We start from the raw sequence: 15,780 nt of genomic DNA, 5'->3' as shown, positions 1-15,780 counted from the left end.
CTTATTGCAAGAAAGGCTTACGAGTCCATGGGATTTGTCAAGCAAGATGACTATTCATTTGAATTTATATCCTAAATATAATCAGTCATAAGAAAATATTGATTGGTAATTTTATTATTAGCTAACTCTATAACATTTCATAAATATAATAGTTGAAGAAATTTTAATCGAAGCAAATAGACTAAATCACAAAGCCACTAAGTAAAAGTACTCAAGGAGTTAAGTTCTGGAACACTTTTCTCAGTGGCTTTTATTACATTCGTCTTAAAGCTTATACCTAACTAATCTGTAGACAATTTGCAGCTAAACCTTTCACTGTGTTCAAGTCTTAGCTGCAAATTGTCTTTTGTTTTTATACTAAGAATAAAAGGTTTCAGGTATATTATTACAGTAATAATATGGTAAAATCAATTTATTAGAGTTATATAATTGGGTTATTTAAGTCAGACAAGTAAAAAAATTGTGAAGCAATAATTGTTTATATTTTATATGCTTTAGCAAAGGAGAGAAACAAATGGGATATTTTATGGTACATTTAAAAGTTGCTGAAAACTTATTTAAAAATAATGTCAACATAAAAGATATTAATGCGTTTTATAAAGGGTCTCTTGCCCCAGATGCAATTATGTTTAGAGAAGGATGTCTACGTTCTGAAAAATCAACAACTCATTTCTGTGTTGGAGATGAAGGCTGGGGATATTATACTAATTATGATCAGTGGGAAAATAATTTGAATTTAAATATTAGAAATTATGCTGATACAGCAAATTCTGATTTTTTATTTGGATATTATGTTCATATACTTACTGATATTGCTTATACCAGTAGGTTCTGGACTCCCATTAGAGTTACTGGAGACAAAAAATATATAGATGACTACTTAAAAGATATTTCTGAAATTGATTCACGCTTATTTGAAAGTCTTGAGAATAAAGAAATATTATGGTCATTATTAAGTAATTCTGGGAATTATTGTTTACATGATTTATTTAATGCTAAGGACTTATCAATATTAATAGATGATATGATAAATAATATATACAATAATCGTAAGTCAAATCCAGATTATGAATTTAAAGTAGTAAGAATTACTGATATGCTTGATTTCATAGATATAATGGTTTCAAAAATTTGTAGCAGTCAATTTAGAGTACAAGCATAATAGAAATTTAATTTATACACTTTTTTCTTAAGTTATGTCATAAGAGTAATTTTATGCGAAGAAAGATTAATTATATTTTATGTGTGAAAGGACAGTTATATGGAAAGTAAAACTATACTTAAAATTAATAAAACATATTGGAATGCAAATGCTGATAAATGGTTTGGTACTACTGCAATGCCTAAATATGGAGTTCAATTTGTTACAGAAAATGAGTTGCATTTATTTGGTGATATAACAGGAAAAACAATGCTTGAAATTTGTTGTGGAAGTGGACATTCATTAAAATATCATGCAGATAGAAACGCAGGAGAATTATGGGGGCTTGACATTTCACAAAGGCAACTTGAGAACGCTGAAAAGTTTCTTGCTGAAAGCAATTATTATCCTAAGTTAATATGTTCTCCTATGGAAGAGGAATGTGGTATCCCTAAAAACTATTTTGATATTGTCTATTCAATATATGGAATAGGTTGGGCTACAGACTTGAAAAATGTTTTCCATCGCATTGCCTCGTATCTAAAAAAGGATGGTATTTTTATATTCAGTTGGCAACATCCCTTAAATGGTTGTGTAACGGTAAATGATGGACAACTTATTTTTAACAAAAGTTATTTTGATGAAGAATGTCATACACAAATAGTTCATGGTATGGAAATGATGTTTCCTATCAGGAAAATTTCTACATATATTAATGCTATGACAGACGCTGGATTTATTATTGAAAGTATGATAGAACAAACCGATGAAGATACCTTGCAAATGACAGGAAAAATTGATGATAAATCAAAGAAAGCACAAAAACTTCCGTTATCTTTTGTGTTTAAAGTAAGAAAGGCATAGTGTATTAATTTGTATATCATTTAGTACGTAACATTCTTATTGAGCGACGTAACGTAAAAAGTTACGTTGCTTTTGATTAAAAGGACATAGTAAATTAAACTTACTAAAGAATTTTTGTTAGGTTTTAACATTGAAGAAATTATGAAACTATTATGGAATATAGTTATAGGGGTGTAGTTGTAAAACATTGTGAACACTAAGTGGAGGGGGTATATGGATATAGAAATTGAAAAATTAACACCAGATTTAATAGAAGATTTTTTATACTTTTTTGATAATACAGCATTTGCTGATAATCCTCATTGGGCTTAATGCTATTGCTATTTTTATCATGCTAACTGTTCAGGAGAGGAATGGAAGAAAAGAACAGCTCAAGAGAACAGGAAAGCAACTATAAGTTTAATAGCTTTGGATAAGATGTATGGATTTTTAGTATATTCTGAAGGTAAGCCAGTTGCATGGTGCCACACAGATTTAAGGGTAAATCTTACACAACTAGAAGACTTGTGTAGTTTTTTATGAAATAATAGTCAGAAGTTACAAGTATATTGTTACAGTAATTATATGGTAAAGTAAATTTATTATATAATGGAATATTATAAAGTATGAAAATTAATCAATAAGGTTGGAGGTTAGATAAATGAAAAATATGGGAGTAAGCTTTGAAATTCCAAATGAATATGGAAATTATCTATCTGATATATTAGAACCCCTACCAGTTCAATGTTACCAGTGGTTAATTAATGATGATGAGATACATCTATTGAAAGATAATAAGTTTACAGATGAGATGTTATTTAATGATCGTGGAGTTATATCTGGGGAAAAACTTTATGAAACTTCTAAAAATAACACTTATTATATGATATTTGCAACTTTAAGGGCATTTCTTAAAGAAGGAACTGTTAAAGTAGTATGCGAGTATAAGGATTTTTTGGAAAGTGATTGCCAAATTATACTTGGGATATATGATTGTTCTTACGTTATGTTTTGGTGTAAAGATAATCAAGTAGTATCTAACATGTATGAGTATGCTCTATCAAAGGGTTATGAATGTGTTAAGTATATTAGTGAGGAAGATTTAATTGAACACAAGTATTACATAGGATAAATATATTGATCAACAATCGTAATTAAAGTCTATTTAAAGGTTGAATTTTCCTTCACCCTTTTAATTTATACATTAGCTCATTATAGACTAGTTTTTAAGCAGTGTAAATTTAAATGGATGTAAAAAATGTAATGTTTCTATGAAGTGAAACTAGAGAGTGTAGGCAGCCTACTGTACAAAAGAAAGAGGGGATGTTTATACTTTCTTGCTTTTTGTATTGAAATAATGATTTTGCAGATTAGTATTAAATATAAGCTTTATAAAGCCCTTATTAACTATGATTTTATTGTAAAGATGTAACTGTGATTGAAGAATTAATTTGAAATAAGAATAATTAATTCTACAAGGTGGAAGAGAGAAGCATAGCAAGCTTTGTAAAATACAGTTCTTTAAGTTTTAAAATATTGAATTGATTTTAATGGTGGTATGCTTAAATGCAATATTAAAAATTTACGCAAATTAAGAGAGTGATTTATTATCACCCTCTAAGTTACCTATTTATATTATTGAGTATTAGGCTTTCCGTAGATTATGCTTTTTTTCTTTACTTTAGGGTGGCGTTAACATAATAAAATTTTTGCCTTCGATGGCTATCCGGGGTGAAGTCACTGTAGAAATACTCTGTATGTTTTATAAGTTCTATGTTGAAATTTGCTAAAAGTTCCTTGATATCATTTAAGTCTGCATAGAAATGAGGTATATCTTTTTCAAATCCATCTCCGCATATAATAGTATTCTTGTCTAATTTGTTAGATTTATTTTCGATAAACTCTGTACTTTCTTTTGAGCAGAATGTCAAATATACCTCACCATTTGGTTTCAGCACCCTTTCAATTTCTGCAATTGTTTTTTTTATGCCAATTGAATCTGTATGAGAAATAACATGGTAAGCAAAGATGCAGTCAAAAGATTCATTGGAGTAGCTCAGAGATAGCATATCACCAACCTCTGAATTTATAGGCAGATTTTCTTTTGCAGCCCAAGTTTTTAAGTACTGAATAGCATAATCAGAAATATCCGTTGCTGTTACATTGAAACCTTGTTTTGAAAAATAAATGGCGTGGCGGCCAAGTCCTGTTCCTAAATCTAAAAGATCAATATAACCTAATTCCTTCCATTTACTTGCTAAATAAATGCAATTGTCAAAAGGCTTTAGATGTGGTGATGGGTCAATATTCCCCCAATTATGTCCTTTAAAGTTGACAATTTTATCACTATTGTTATCCATCTCAATATCTCCTTTTACTGTTAGTAGAAAAGTGATACGTGGAAATAGATTAAGTTGAACCCCTTTCTTACGTGCTGATGATGGTGATATCCCGTGAATCTCTTTGAAAGCCCGGGTAAATGATTCTGGAGATTCATAACCATATTTCAACGCTACATCGATGACCTTTATAGAACTTGCTTGCAGTTCAATAGCAGCTAACGTCATACGTCTTCTGCGAATATATTCATATATTGATATATTCATAAATATAGAAAATGTACGCTGAAAACTAACTGTAGATTGACACATTATATTTGCAACTTTATCTAAATCAATGTTACTGTCTAAGTAATCTTCAATATAGTCAAATGCTTCGTTAATTCGTTCATACCAATTCAAACGTATCCCTCCCCTCTAAAAACAGTATAGTAGATGTATAAATAAAATTCCTTGCACCTTTTGTTTCACTCCTGCAAGGTTATTGCTCAAAACATAAATAGTTGACAGTTTTCGCTATTTTACATCTATGGACTATCTACAACTGTATTCATGTTCATAGTATATCATATAAATTGTAATTAATTTACAAGGTATCAAATTAGCAACAAATCTTAAATGCAATTAATACATAATACTATTTTGAGTTTATTTAACAATGGATTTTTATTTATTAATATTTCATGTAAATCAAAAAATATATATATTACTGACTTCCACTACGTTATCACTTCATTTCAGTCAGTAATAAAAATACTTTCAAATCTGAAAAAGGAAATTTTAGAAAATCACATTACTTTTTTTATTACATGATCTCAGGTATAATATAGAAATATAAATGAATTAAGAGCAGTAAATTACTAAGGAGTGACATTAAATGAACATTCAAATTTTTGGAATGAAAAAGTGCTTCGACACAAAAAAAGCTGAGCGTTATTTTAAGGAAAGAAAAATAAAATATCAATTAATTGATTTAAATATAAAAGGATTAAGTAAAGGAGAACTTCAAAGTGTAATAACTTCAGTGGGACTTGGAAATTTAATTAATGATAAATCAAAGCTATATGAAAAGCTAAATCTTAATCATATTAGAAGTTCAGATATTAAGTCAGAAATATTACTTAACAATCCAACACTTTGCAATACACCAATAGTACGTAATGGAAAACAAGCTACTGTTGGCTATGAGCCTGAAGTGTGGGAAACTTGGGAATAAGTAATTTTAAGTATTGATAAAGAATAGTATATTTTAGTTTTCAAAATGATAAAATTCACTGCAATGTAACATACTAACTAAAAATTAAATTTATTATAAGGTGAGTGATGTTATAAATAAGTATAGTGATAAAGATATAATTAATACTGACTATGCAGTCGCTAATGGAATACCACTTTTAAGTAGTGATTTAAAAAATGAGAAAGTAAATAAATCACTTAATGATGTAAAGGGTCTTACTAAAGAAGCTAAGCTGGAAGCAGAAGAAAAACTGTCAAGGGAATTTAAATAAAAGTCCTCAATTAAATAATGAACAAGTTCATTTTGGTAAGCGGCTTTGGAAGGAAACTTCACTGCAAACCAAAGAGAATGGGATACTTGTTTTTCCAAAATATGGTGAAATAATGTGGAACGATTTTAAGTCATTATATAGAAATTTAATGTGTTTATTTTGAAGATAGTAAGGCAATATTTGTTAGTTCAGATGAATTATAATATTATTGCAATTAATATTTTTTAGGAGATTTGCAATGAAAGTATATGAAAATATAGATTTGAACCTACAGGCATATTCATTAGATACCACCAGGTGGGAAGATTTCCAAGATCTATTTGGGGACCGAGGAGCTTGTGGGGGCTGTTGGTGTATGTCTTGGAGATTGAAAAAATCTGTGTTCGAGAGCCAAAAGGGCATTGAAAATAAGTTGGCTATGAAAACCTTAGTGGAGCAAAATGAAACAATAGGTGTACTGGTGTATATAGATGGAAAACCAATTGGATGGTGTGCAGTTGCACCAAGAGAAAATTATATTAGATTAGAAAATTCTAAGGTTTTTAAAAGAATTGATGATGAGCCGGTGTGGTCAATTACTTGTTTTTATATATTAAAGTCATATAGAAGACAAGGAATTTCAAGTGAATTAATAAGAGCTGCTGTTAGCTATTGCAAGTTAAACCATGCAGAAATTGTGGAAGCTTATCCATTGGTGCCTTATGATGAGAAAGTTCCTGATCCATTTCTTTGGACTGGTACTCCAGTTGCTTTTCAGGATGCAGGATTCTTTGTGGTGGAGCAGAGATCAAGATGGAAATTAATGATGAGATATTACATATAAATATATAAAGATAAGTGTATTCTAAAATAGTAATTATCAATTGATGTAAAATGTATATTTAGCTGTAGTAGTTCCTTTTACATAGCCTTGGCTGAAGAATAAGTTTTCACCACAACTATTTTCATTGTAATTTAAGTATTTGGTTGGTATATCCATTGAATTTGCATTGTTTGGTGATGGTGTTGTGAAAAGTAATTATAAAGTAACCGTAAAATAGCTTATGTATCCTATTAATCCAGCCCTTAGGTTGAAGGGTTAGTTAGGATATATAAGCTGTTTTAATAACCTTTAATACGTCTTGGAAGCTTCAAGTATGTCAACTTCTGTAAGTGCAGTTCCTCAGACTATTAAAGTTGGCTTTGATGGCAGTGTAAATCTGGGTCCTGTGTTGTTAGACTTAAGTAACTTACTGCAATTTTAATGCATTTTGAAAAGCTTTGAGATGTTCTTGTGATGCACTTTTTAAGCCAAGGAAAATTTCTCTTACATCATTTGGAATATCTTGTTTAAGAAACTTTTCATACATAGCCACATTGTCAATTTCTATTTGTTTTGCCATTTCAAGGCTCTCTTTTATACTTGCTGGTGCCTTAATATAATTCTTTGAATTATCTGCTGGCACAGGGAAATCGTATTTAGGAAATAAAAGCTTTACAGCATTAATGTGAATTCCCTCAGCCTTAACAATATCGATAAATGGAGTCTGTTCACCAAACTTTTCAATTACAAGTGCATAACTTGCCCTAGCAATATATTCATCTTCTATTGCATAAGTTAATATTTCTTGTAAGGTTAAATCAGTATCCACTTTTGCAGCAGCTGAACCATAAACACCATTATTTCCTTGGGGTGATAATTCGGTATAAATTATTTCGTTTTTACTTTTCATATCTGCAGCAAAACTATTGGTTCCACCCACAAATAACATCATCACAAATACTGCTAAGTATACAAATACTCTATTTCTCATAGCAGTTAGCCTCCTTTATTTAAATTTCATAATAATTTTAGTATGCTGAACTTTCTAATTTGAATGCATGAAATATATCAGATTAGATGAAAAGTTTGAATATACCTTAATCCATATATACATAACACAAAACTGTTAAAACATTATTTTATAATGTGCTAGTAAGTTGAATACTAAAATGTAAGGTGATAAAATGATAGTGAAAATTTCAGTAGGTTTATATTATCTTAGATAAATAATAGATTAGATAAATTAGGAGAGTAAAATATGGGTGAGGAATATAGTTATGTTATTTCACCAAGGACAAAATTATATAAAACTGCTATTTCTATAATTTTGGGCCTTATTGGTTTTGTAGGGATATTCTATTCTAGCAGATTTAATTTTAATGGATTTTATATAAATTTTACTTGGAGTATAATGCTCCCGCTACTGGTTACCCTTGGTTGGGGAAGGAAATATGGAATTATTAGTATTACTTTTGGTTTAGTTACACTATATCCATTTATTTTAGGTAAACATAACGGATGGGCATCCTTAGTTCCGGTGGTTTCACTATTTTTATGGATAATAATTCACGGCTATGGTAGTGAAAAAAGGAACTATAATACAAGGTTTTATTATAATATCTATTTTCTACAGTTTATTCATATTCTTATTAGAATGGCTATATACGTTGCACTTTTTCCTGTTTTAATCAACTTAAATCAGGTGGTGCCACCTTCTTGGAGTCCTGAGGCCTATATAGAAATTGAAAAGGGAATTGTGGCACTGTTTGCAATAAAGGGTATTATTGTAGAATCAGTACTTTTAGCTCTATGTGATGCATTGATGCTTTTACCCTTTGTTAGAAAGCTCTTTTTATTAAGATGCTCCAATGGGGCAAAATATAATTCTAGAATTATGATGGCTCTGGTAACTTTTGGTTTAAGTTTTTCTCTTATTATTCTAGGTATACAAAATTATATAATTGATAGAATACACCCATTGAATTGGCTTATAACCCCTAATGAGAAAACTAGAATCACTTTATTATTTGCTACCATTTTATTTTCAATAATGGGAGGAATAACTATTCGGTTTCTGCAAAGAGTTCTTGAGACCCAGGAAGAATTAAAATTTCGTGAAAGAGAACTTGATAATGCTGTGGAAGAAATTAAATCTTTAAACAATGACCTAGAGCGGCGTGTGATAGATAGAACTCTAGAGCTTCAAACTGCAGTTAATGAATTAGAGGGCTTTGCTTATACCATTTCCCATGACCTAAAATCCCCACTGAGAGCCATTGAAGTTTATACAAACTTTATAAAGATAGATCATGGCCAATGTCTCGATAGTGAAGCCAGTGACATGATGAATAGTATTGAAGAAACTTGTAAGGATATGATAGGATTAATCAACAAATTGTTAGAGTACTCAATTACTTCAAAAGCTAAGCTTTTCAAGGAAATAATAAAACCTAAGCAGATTATTGAATCAGTATTTGGCCAATTTAAGATGGTCAATTCTGAAAGGAAAATAGAATTAACTTTTGAAGGAGAGTTTCCAGAGATAAATGCAGATAAGGTTCTATTTAAGCAAGTTATTACAAATATTATTTCTAATGCTATTAAGTTTACGAGAAACAGACAAGTTGCTAAAATTGTCGCAGGGTGCGTCCAAAACCACAACGAGTATGTATTTTATATTAAAGATAATGGAGTAGGTTTTGATATGAAATACAGTAGTAAGCTTTTTAATGTATTTCAAAGACTTCATAGAAAACAAGATTTTGAAGGTACAGGGGTGGGGCTTGCCACAGTGAAAAAAATTATACAAAAGCACCATGGAACTGTGTGGATAGAGAGCAAAATAGATAAAGGCACTGAAATATACTTTACAATACCTTTAAAAAAAGAGGGATAAAATGGAGGGTGAAATGCTTAGGGTAATGATAGTTGATGATATGAAAGTATTTAGAACTCAAATTAAAAAGATAGGTCTTTGGGGAGAAACATCCGGTTTTCACATTGTGGAGGAAGCAGAAGATGGTCAGGAAGCCCTGGAGAAACTCTTAAAGGAGCCTGTGGATTTAATCATAACAGATATTAGTATGCCAAGGATAAATGGTATTGAACTTTTAAAGGAAATACAAGAAAGAGGTTTATCTTCCTGTGTTGTATTCTTAAGTGAACACAGTGAGTTCAATCTTGCAAAACAAGCTATTCAAAATGGAATCTTTGATTATCTACTTAAGCCAGTTAATAAAGAAGAACTAGAACAATTGTTAATAAGAGTGAAAAAGTATATTGAAGAAAAAATAAAAACTCAGAAAACCCTGGCAACTTTAGATGATAAACTTATGAGCTCAATAGAACTTTATTGTCCTGAAAATCAACTTAGGCTAATTGTTGAAGGTGTTTGTAAAGGGGACCAGAACTTGGTGGATTATATTAGAACTATAATTGAGGACACCTATGTTGATCTAGACAAAAATATAAAAAAGGTAACTTTTATATTGGAAAGAGTTTACAATAAAATACTATGTAATGTAAAAACACAACATAAATGGATTGAGGAATTCGTAGATGAAAACTTCATAACTGATATAAGTTTAACACAACACAGTGATATTGACGTAATCAGTGAAATAATATTACAAAACATAGAATTTTTAGTTTTAACTATTAAAAAGTTTATATTAACTTCTAAAAAGTTTCCTTTAATAAAAGAATTATGCAACTACATAATTAATAATATTGAAACAGAAATTTCTATGAGTAAAATTTCCGACACCTTTTTCCTTACCAAAAACTATATTGGTGAGGTTTTTAAGCAAGAAACAGGAGTAACATTGGGAGAATACATTAATATGGTTAAAATGGAAAGAGCAAAGGCACTAATAGCACAAGGAAATTTACGGAGTTATGAGATTGCAAACAGGTTATGTTATAACAATGCTGAATATTTTGCAAAACTATTTAAAAAATATACAGGTCTTTCTCCTATAGAATTCAAAAATCAAATTTAAGTATAGTAACTTATACTACCATCCGTATTTTTTATGGGTAAAATCCTTAATTATTACATTCATTTTGTAAAGACATTTTTGTATGATAAATATATCACAAATATGTCTTTTTTTTCACCAAAAATAAGTTTTAGATAGGAGAAATGTAAAATGGCAGTAATAAAATCTAGATTAATAAGTGCACTAGTTATAACAGCTGTAGTAGCATCCACTATGGTAGGATGCGCTCAAAAACAACCTGTAACGGCTACTCCAGAAAAGGCTGATGCCACAACAGAAGCAACAAAGGAGAGTGAAACATCAGCTAAGTTATCAAATCTTCAGTGGAGCATTCAACCAAAACTTGGAATAATTAAAGGTGATTATTATAAAATAGAAGAGCGTTTTAGACAAGGACACCTTGGTACTTTGGAAGTTATTAAAAATAAAGATGAGATAATGCATGTTGAGTTTAATGAAAGAACTCGTCCTAACTATTATCACCGTTACTATCAGGATGTTCCAAAGCGTATGTCAGAATATAACTTCACTATGGGAGAGAAAAAAGGTGCTGCGTGGATTCAGAGTGTTATTAGTGTAGAAAAGCAAATGCTTGAAAAACAAAGTATTACAGGTGAATTTGATTCGGTTTCAGGAGCTTCAAATAGTATCAAACAATCAATGATCCCACTAGCTGAGAAGTTGGCAGCTTCCTTAGAAAAACCATCTAAGGAAAAATACTACAGTATTGCAGAAAAACTTGATGGAGGACTTACTGGTGTTTTGAAAGTAGTAATAAGTGATGAGAAGATAGTTTCTGTTAAGTATGATGAAATATTTGCTGACTCTCCTGATGAGATAACAGATCCGGCCTTAAAGAAATATTACAGACAATCAAAATATGAAAGTGTTGAGTATGAGGAGCCTTCACGTTTAGGATTCAATGTTCAAATGGATGAATTAAACAAGAAGGTTGTTGAGACACAAAATATGTTGGATTTATCTGAGATGCCTGCCATAGGCGATACAGGAAATTATGCTGCTAGTGGTTATACAACTAGAAATACAGCATGGGATAATTACCTTAGACTTGCTGAGAAACTTTTACAAGAAATGAAAAACGATGGAAATTTAAAATAAGCACTTTAGATGTATTTAGTTATAGAGAAGTTAGATAGAGAAAAAAGTATTTAGTTTATGAAGCTAAATACTTTTTTATAAATAAATTATTATTTACAAGAGAAGTAAAAAATCTTCTTTCTAAAAGCTGATAAGTGAAATCATAGTAAGAATGGGTAGTTTTATTCTATTGGCTTAAATAACAATAATATATATAGGTGTAAGGAAAGCAAAAAACTTGTTTGTGGGGAAAAGATATTGAATAGTTTAAGGGAGTTAGAAAAACTAAGAGAAGAATTAGAAGAATTGATTAAAATCAAAGGCATAGAAGATAGTGAGGTATTAAATCTAAGCCAGAAGTTAGATATTTATATTGTACAGTTCTACATTAAATAGAAATTTATTATAAGTAATTATAGGGTAGCCAGCAGGCTATCTTTTTTTAAAATTATATTCTGTTAGTAACTATAAAAATCAAAGATAAAATATAACTATAAAAATAAAATTATTTATATCAAATCTCATGTCGATGAAATATTTTATTTTATGGTGATATTTAACTGTTAATTGTGATAAGATATTCATGTAAGAAAAAACAGGAGGAATATCATGAATATTGGATGGAAAATTAAAGAACTTCGGAATAGTAAAAATATCACCCTAAAACAGCTCAGTGAAGATAGTGGTTTATCTGTTGGTTTTTTATCTCAGTTAGAAAGAGGATTAACCTCCATTGCTGTTGATTCCTTAGAAAACCTGGCTAAAATACTAGGAGTTAATCTTTCATTCTTTTTTAATGTGGAAAATAGGCAAGATAGAAAAGTGTTAAAAAGCTATGAAAGGCCAGTGCTTAATATGCAAGAGGGGGGATTCATATCTTATAGTTTATGCCAAAACCTTGAAGATAAAGCCTTTGTGCCAAAACTTGTAAATGTTTTTCCTCATAAAACAGACGAGCAGGTTGCCTTATATAAACATTCTGGGGAAGAGTTTATATATGTTCTAGAAGGCATACTTACTTTATACATAGATAATAACATGTACGACCTTTATCCTGGAGATAGTATTTATTTGGACTCTAGTGAAGTTCATAATTGGGCAAATAATACCAATAAGTTAGTGAAGATACTTACAGTGAACTCTCCAAATTATTTTAGGGGTGAAAAAAATGATAAGTAACTTAGTAATGTATGTTATTGGTAGTTTTTTTGTACTAGGAGCAGTTGATTATATATTGGGAAATTATTTTAACCTCGGCAACAAGTTCGAGGAAGGTATAAAAACTATGGGGCCTTTAGCTTTAGGTATTATTGGAATATATTCTTTAACCCCTATGCTTTTATTATTACTTACTCCAGTTTCAAACTTAGTATGGACATATCTTAGAATAGATCCTTCAATTATCCCAAGTACCCTTTTGGCTATGGATATGGGAGGATATGAGCTATGTAAAAATATTGCAATGGACAGTGAGCTTGGATCATTTTTTGGCATAGTAATAGGATCAAGTTTAGGTGCTACAGTGAGTTTTACTTTGCCTGTAGCTTTCAGTATGACACAGGAACAGGACAAAAATTATCTTTCTAAGGGTATAATGATTGGAATTATGTCAATACCAGTGGGAATTGTAGCAGCAGGCCTATGGCAAAGAATCAACATAATAGCTCTTTTATGGAATATGACACCAATTATAGTTTTTTCCATTATCCTCGGGGTTGGACTTGCTAAGGCTCCTGATTTGGCTATTAAGATATTTAAGGGTTTAGGAAAATTAGTAATTGGATTAAGTGGTTTAGGACTTTTGTTTCAAGGTATTCATTTAATTTATGGTTTTGAATTTTTTGGACTTCTTGTTCCCTTTGAAGATAATATGACATTAGTTGGTAGAGTCTCAATCATCCTTGGAGGAGCTTACCCTATGCTAGAAGTAATAAATAGAGGATTAAAAGTACCTTTGAATAAACTAGGAAAGAAAGTAAAATTAGACTCAACTGCAATTACATCTATGATTGGAAATTTAGCCAGCAATTTATTGGTTTTTGGAAATGTAAAGGATATGAATGAAAAAGGGAAGGTTATGTGCATTGCTTTTGGTGTAAGCGGAGCTTTTATATTTGGTGGACAACTTGCCTTCGTTGCCAGTGTGGAACCAAAGCTTATGGTTGCCTTTTTTATCACTAAAATAGTTTCTGGCATTGTAAGTTTAATATTATCAAATTATATAATGGAAAAACAAAATCAACAAATTATTATTAGGGAGGTCATGGGATATGGAGATTAAGGAAAGAATATTGAGACTTAGGGAATCAATGGATCAAAATGGGGTGGCTGCTTATATAGTGCCAAGTCAAGATCCGCACTTAGGTGAATATGTTGGGGAACATTTTAAGTCCAGACAATGGATTAGTGGGTTTACTGGCTCAGCAGGAACGGTGGTATTCACATCAGAAAAGGCAGGACTTTGGACCGATGGAAGGTACTACATTCAAGCAGAAAAGCAACTTCAAGGCACGGGGATAGAACTATTTAGAGCCGCGGATATTGGAGTTCCAACATATACACAGTGGTTAAAGACGGAATTAAAAGAAAATGACACCATAGGCTTTGATGGCAGATTATTTTCTGAGGCAGCAGTTGAAAAAATGGAAAAGGAGCTTATGGATAAAAGCATAAAAATAAACAGTGATTTAGATTTGATAAATCCAATTTGGATAGATAGGCCTGGAATACCTTCCGATGAAATATTTATTCATGACACAAAATATTGTGGTAAAAGTAGAGTAGAAAAACTCTGTGAAGTTAGAAATGTTATGAAAGAAAATGGAGCAAACTATTATTTACTCTCTTCTTTAGATGATATATGCTGGCTCCTTAATATTAGGGGTAATGATGTACCAAACAATCCTTTTGTAACTGCTTACGCCCTGGTTGGAGAAAATGAAACCTTTTTATATATAAGCAAAAAGAAAGTAAATTCTCTTGTAGAAAAGGAACTGATGAGAGATGGTATACTTATAAAAGAGTATACCGAAGTTTACAACAATGTAAGTAATCTTGAGGATTCTGCATCAATTATACTAGATTTTAGTATTACTAACTTTAGTTTAGCTAAAAGCATAAATAAAAATATGAAAAAGATTAACGCAACAAATTTAACTACTATGATGAAAGCAATAAAAAATGTAGTGGAGATTGAAAACATTAAAGATGCATATATAAAAGATGGAGTAGCTTTAGTGCAACTTTTTAAGTGGATTAAAGAAAATGTAGGAAAGATTACAGAAATAGATGTGGTAAAAAAAGCTGAAGAGCTAAGAAAGAATCAACCACTATGTGTAGGACCTAGTTTTGATAGTATAGCAGGTTATAAGGAAAATGCAGCAATGATGCATTATAATCCTTACAATGAGGAAAACCCAAGAGTTTTAAAAGAAGAAGGATTCTTCCTTTTAGATTCTGGTGGTCAGTATCTTAATGGCACCACTGATATTACAAGGACAATAGCATTGGGGCATATAACACAGGAAGAAAAAAGGGACTTTACCTTAGTGCTCCAATCCGTAATCGCACTATCTACTGCTAAATTTCTATATGGAGCTACAGGCTCAAATTTAGATATTCTAGCAAGAAAGCCTCTGTGGGATCAAGGCCTTGATTATAAGTGTGGTACTGGACATGGAATAGGTTTCTTCTCAAATGTACATGAGCAACCTCAACGCTTTAGTCAAGTTCTAAATAATATTAAGTTGGAAAAAGGAATGATGCTTACTATAGAACCAGGAGTTTATAAGGAAGGACGTCATGGTATTAGAACAGAAAATACAGTAATTGTGCTGGAATTTGAAAAAAATGAATTTGGGCAATTTATGTGTTTTGAAGAAATATGCTATGTTCCAATTGACTTAAGGGCAATAGTTCCTGAAATGCTCACAGATTTTGAAAGACAATGGCTAAATAACTACCATACAAAGGTATTCGAGGTGTTATCACCATATTTAGATGAACCTTGTTTAAAGTGGCTTTTAGAAGAAACAAGAAAAATATAGTT

Annotated in this window: 15 protein-coding genes; 13 read left to right on the top strand and 2 right to left on the bottom strand. The window is 30.7% G+C overall.

The window, feature by feature from the left end; all coding sequences use genetic code 11:
• Positions 1-514 precede the first annotated feature (514 nt).
• The 3 genes from RR409_RS13195 (at position 515) to RR409_RS13185 (ending at position 3,116) form a co-directional block, all read left to right on the top strand.
• Complete coding sequence (locus tag RR409_RS13195; RefSeq protein ID WP_332558232.1) at positions 515-1,162, top strand: hypothetical protein; 648 nt, start codon at positions 515-517, stop codon at positions 1,160-1,162.
• 99 nt (positions 1,163-1,261) lie between these two features.
• Positions 1,262-2,005 (top strand): class I SAM-dependent methyltransferase, encoded by a 744-nt coding sequence (locus RR409_RS13190; RefSeq protein ID WP_332558231.1) that lies wholly within the window; start codon positions 1,262-1,264, stop codon positions 2,003-2,005.
• 640 nt (positions 2,006-2,645) lie between these two features.
• A complete protein-coding gene (locus tag RR409_RS13185; protein ID WP_332558230.1) occupies positions 2,646-3,116 on the top strand; it encodes a DUF2691 family protein in 471 nt (156 codons plus the stop codon).
• A gap of 544 nt (positions 3,117-3,660) precedes the next feature.
• On the opposite strand, the gene RR409_RS13180 is transcribed toward RR409_RS13185, so the two are convergent.
• Positions 3,661-4,725: a methyltransferase domain-containing protein gene (locus RR409_RS13180; RefSeq protein ID WP_332558229.1), complete on the bottom strand. Its 1,065-nt coding sequence runs from the start codon at positions 4,723-4,725 to the stop codon at positions 3,661-3,663.
• Between the two features lie 475 nt (positions 4,726-5,200).
• Here RR409_RS13180 and RR409_RS13175 point away from each other — a divergent pair, with 475 nt between their 5' ends.
• From RR409_RS13175 to RR409_RS13165, 3 genes are all read left to right on the top strand, one after another.
• Complete coding sequence (locus RR409_RS13175) at positions 5,201-5,539, top strand: arsenate reductase family protein (protein ID WP_332558228.1); 339 nt, start codon at positions 5,201-5,203, stop codon at positions 5,537-5,539.
• A gap of 100 nt (positions 5,540-5,639) precedes the next feature.
• A complete protein-coding gene (locus RR409_RS13170) occupies positions 5,640-5,831 on the top strand; it encodes a hypothetical protein (protein ID WP_332558227.1) in 192 nt (63 codons plus the stop codon).
• A 238-nt stretch (positions 5,832-6,069) separates the two neighbouring features.
• Entirely contained in the window at positions 6,070-6,654 is a 585-nt protein-coding gene (locus RR409_RS13165) for a GNAT family N-acetyltransferase (protein WP_332558226.1), read from the top strand.
• A gap of 406 nt (positions 6,655-7,060) precedes the next feature.
• Here RR409_RS13165 and RR409_RS13160 read toward each other — a convergent pair whose 3' ends face one another.
• Positions 7,061-7,624 carry a DUF2202 domain-containing protein gene (locus RR409_RS13160; protein ID WP_332558225.1) on the bottom strand — a complete coding sequence of 188 codons (564 nt, stop codon included), beginning with the start codon at positions 7,622-7,624 and terminating at the stop codon, positions 7,061-7,063.
• A gap of 267 nt (positions 7,625-7,891) precedes the next feature.
• Between RR409_RS13160 and RR409_RS13155 the strand changes: the two genes are divergently transcribed.
• The 7 genes from RR409_RS13155 (at position 7,892) to RR409_RS13125 (ending at position 15,778) form a co-directional block, all read left to right on the top strand.
• Positions 7,892-9,529 (top strand): ATP-binding protein, encoded by a 1,638-nt coding sequence (locus RR409_RS13155; RefSeq protein ID WP_332558224.1) that lies wholly within the window; start codon positions 7,892-7,894, stop codon positions 9,527-9,529.
• 1 nt (position 9,530) lies between these two features.
• The gene (locus RR409_RS13150; protein ID WP_332558223.1) at positions 9,531-10,634 is read left to right on the top strand and encodes a response regulator; all 1,104 of its coding nucleotides are present in this window, start codon (positions 9,531-9,533) and stop codon (positions 10,632-10,634) included.
• 150 nt (positions 10,635-10,784) lie between these two features.
• A complete protein-coding gene (locus RR409_RS13145; RefSeq protein WP_332558222.1) occupies positions 10,785-11,753 on the top strand; it encodes an FMN-binding protein in 969 nt (322 codons plus the stop codon).
• A gap of 237 nt (positions 11,754-11,990) precedes the next feature.
• A complete protein-coding gene (locus RR409_RS13140; protein ID WP_332558221.1) occupies positions 11,991-12,128 on the top strand; it encodes a Spo0E family sporulation regulatory protein-aspartic acid phosphatase in 138 nt (45 codons plus the stop codon).
• A 213-nt stretch (positions 12,129-12,341) separates the two neighbouring features.
• On the top strand, positions 12,342-12,911 hold the full coding sequence (locus RR409_RS13135) for an XRE family transcriptional regulator (protein ID WP_332558220.1): 570 nt from the start codon (positions 12,342-12,344) through the stop codon (positions 12,909-12,911).
• Positions 12,901-14,013 carry an ethanolamine utilization protein EutH gene (gene eutH, locus RR409_RS13130; RefSeq protein ID WP_332558219.1) on the top strand — a complete coding sequence of 371 codons (1,113 nt, stop codon included), beginning with the start codon at positions 12,901-12,903 and terminating at the stop codon, positions 14,011-14,013. The genes RR409_RS13135 and eutH overlap by 11 nt, the downstream gene beginning before the upstream one ends.
• Complete coding sequence (locus RR409_RS13125; protein WP_332558218.1) at positions 14,003-15,778, top strand: aminopeptidase P family protein; 1,776 nt, start codon at positions 14,003-14,005, stop codon at positions 15,776-15,778. Before eutH ends, RR409_RS13125 begins: the two co-directional genes overlap by 11 nt.
• The last annotated feature ends 2 nt before the right edge of the window (positions 15,779-15,780 follow it).

The organism is Clostridium sp. (assembly GCF_036642255.1).
Classification (GTDB): Bacteria; Bacillota; Clostridia; order Clostridiales; family Clostridiaceae; genus Clostridium_J.
Note: the sequence above shows the minus strand (reverse complement) of the source record. Positions and strands in the feature narration are given on the sequence as shown.

Excerpts from the sequence above, each read along its gene's own strand:
- RR409_RS13125 (WP_332558218.1), top strand. The coding sequence starts at position 14,003 with ATGGAGATTAAGGAAAGAATATTGAGACTTAGGGAATCAATGGATCAA.
- RR409_RS13195 (WP_332558232.1), top strand. The coding sequence starts at position 515 with ATGGGATATTTTATGGTACATTTAAAAGTTGCTGAAAACTTATTTAAA.
- RR409_RS13175 (WP_332558228.1), top strand. The coding sequence starts at position 5,201 with ATGAACATTCAAATTTTTGGAATGAAAAAGTGCTTCGACACAAAAAAA.
- RR409_RS13185 (WP_332558230.1), top strand. The coding sequence starts at position 2,646 with ATGAAAAATATGGGAGTAAGCTTTGAAATTCCAAATGAATATGGAAAT.
- eutH (WP_332558219.1), top strand. The coding sequence starts at position 12,901 with ATGATAAGTAACTTAGTAATGTATGTTATTGGTAGTTTTTTTGTACTA.
- RR409_RS13160 (WP_332558225.1), bottom strand. The coding sequence starts at position 7,624 with ATGAGAAATAGAGTATTTGTATACTTAGCAGTATTTGTGATGATGTTA.
- RR409_RS13190 (WP_332558231.1), top strand. The coding sequence starts at position 1,262 with ATGGAAAGTAAAACTATACTTAAAATTAATAAAACATATTGGAATGCA.
- RR409_RS13165 (WP_332558226.1), top strand. The coding sequence starts at position 6,070 with ATGAAAGTATATGAAAATATAGATTTGAACCTACAGGCATATTCATTA.
- RR409_RS13150 (WP_332558223.1), top strand. The coding sequence starts at position 9,531 with ATGGAGGGTGAAATGCTTAGGGTAATGATAGTTGATGATATGAAAGTA.
- RR409_RS13155 (WP_332558224.1), top strand. The coding sequence starts at position 7,892 with ATGGGTGAGGAATATAGTTATGTTATTTCACCAAGGACAAAATTATAT.
- RR409_RS13145 (WP_332558222.1), top strand. The coding sequence starts at position 10,785 with ATGGCAGTAATAAAATCTAGATTAATAAGTGCACTAGTTATAACAGCT.
- RR409_RS13135 (WP_332558220.1), top strand. The coding sequence starts at position 12,342 with ATGAATATTGGATGGAAAATTAAAGAACTTCGGAATAGTAAAAATATC.